Source organism: Pseudoalteromonas ardens, assembly GCF_030125445.1.
Lineage (GTDB): Bacteria > Pseudomonadota > Gammaproteobacteria > Enterobacterales > Alteromonadaceae > Pseudoalteromonas > Pseudoalteromonas ardens.
The window spans coordinates 1297001-1298888 of sequence record NZ_JASJUV010000001.1 but is presented as its reverse complement, the minus strand read 5'-3'; the positions used below and the strand labels follow the sequence as shown (position 1 = coordinate 1298888).

Below are 1888 nucleotides of genomic sequence, written 5' to 3'. Positions count from 1 at the left end.
GTCAGTGCCGACGGCGCTGCGTTATCCAGCGTAATGCTTTGCGTGGCTGCGGTCGAGCTGTTGCCTGCCGTATCTGTCTGCGTGGCCGACACGGTTAACGTGCCATTGTTCAGGCCACTGACATCCAGCTCACTGCCACTCAGCGTCCAATTGCCTGAGCTGTCTGCGGTCACAGTACGACTGACCGTTGAATTGTTATCTGTGATGGTTACCGTCACGCTGTTGCCGGACTCAGCGCCTGAGCCGGCGATCAGCACGTCGTTGTCTTCTGCGGCATTAACGATACCATCCGTTTCAATCGGGGTGGTGATGGTCAGTGCCGACGGCGCTGCGTTATCCAGCGTAATGCTTTGCGTGGCTGCGGTCGAGCTGTTGCCTGCCGTATCTGTCTGCGTGGCCGACACGGTTAACGTGCCATTGTTCAGGCCACTGACGTTCAGCTCACTGCCACTCAGCGTCCAGTTGCCTGAACTGTCTGCGGTCACGGTGCGGCTGACTGTTGAATTGTTATCTGTGATGGTTACCGTCACGCTGTTGCCGGACTCCGCGCCAGAACCGGCGATCAACACATCGTTGTCTTCCGCCGCGTTAACGATCCCATCCGTTTCAATCGGGGTGGTGATGGTCAGTGCCGACGGTGCTGCGTTATCCAGCGTAATGCTTTGCGTGGCTGCGGTCGAGCTGTTGCCTGCCGTATCCGTCTGTGTGGCCGACACGGTTAACGTGCCATTGTTTAAACCACTGACGTCCAGCTCACTGCCACTCAGCGTCCAGTTTCCTGAGCTGTCTGCCGTCACAGTACGGCTGACTGTTGAATTGTTATCTGTAATGGTAACCGTCACGCTGTTGCCGGACTCTGCGCCAGAACCGGCAATCAGCACGTCATTGTCTTCGGCCGCATTGACGATCCCATCCGTTTCAATCGGGGTGGTGATGGTCAGTGCCGACGGCGCTGCGTTATCCAGCGTAATGCTTTGCGTCGCTGCGGTTGAGCTGTTGCCTGCCGTATCCGTCTGTGTGGCCGACACGGTTAGCGTGCCATTATTCAGGCCACTGACATCGAGCTCACTGCCGCTCAGCGTCCAGTTTCCTGAGCTGTCTGCGGTCACAGTGCGGCTGACTGTTGAATTGTTATCTGTGATGGTTACCGTCACGCTGTTACCCGACTCTGCGCCTGAACCGGCGATCAGCACGTCATTGTCTTCTGCTGCATTGACGATCCCATCGGTTTCAATCGGCGTGGTGATGGTCAGTGCCGACGGCGCTGCGTTATCCAGCGTAATGCTTTGCGTGGCTGCGGTCGAGGTGTTACCTGCCGTATCCGCCTGAGTGGCCGACACGGTTAGCGTGCCATTGTTCAGGCCACTGACGTCCAGCTCACTGCCGCTCAGCGTCCAGTTACCTGAGCTGTCTGCCGTCACAGTACGGCTGACTGTTGAATTGTTATCTGTGATGGTTACCGTCACGCTGTTACCCGACTCTGCGCCAGAACCAGCAATCAGCACGTCATTGTCTTCGGCCGCATTGACGATCCCATCCGTTTCAATCGGGGTGGTGATGGTCAGTGCCGACGGTGCCGCGTTATCTAATGTAATCGTCTGAGTCGCAGCAGTTGAAGTGTTACCTGCCGTATCCGCCTGGGTGGCCGACACGGTTAGCGTGCCATTGTTCAGGCCGCTGACATCCAGCTCACTGCCGCTTAGGGTCCAGTTTCCTGAGCTGTCGGCGGTCACGGTACGACTGACCGTTGAATTGTTATCTGTGATGGTTACCGTCACGCTGTTGCCGGACTCCGCGCCTGAACCGGCGATCAGCACGTCATTGTCTTCTGCCGCATTGACGATCCCATCGGTTTCAATCGGGGTGGTAATGGTCAGTGCCGACGGCG

1 protein-coding gene is annotated in these 1888 nt (G+C 57.4%); it reads right to left on the bottom strand.

Annotation, left to right across the window (positions count from 1 at the left end; all coding sequences use genetic code 11):
- Positions 1–1888 (bottom strand): beta strand repeat-containing protein (locus QNM19_RS04780; RefSeq protein ID WP_284026429.1); only part of this gene is annotated, 1888 nt, incomplete at both ends.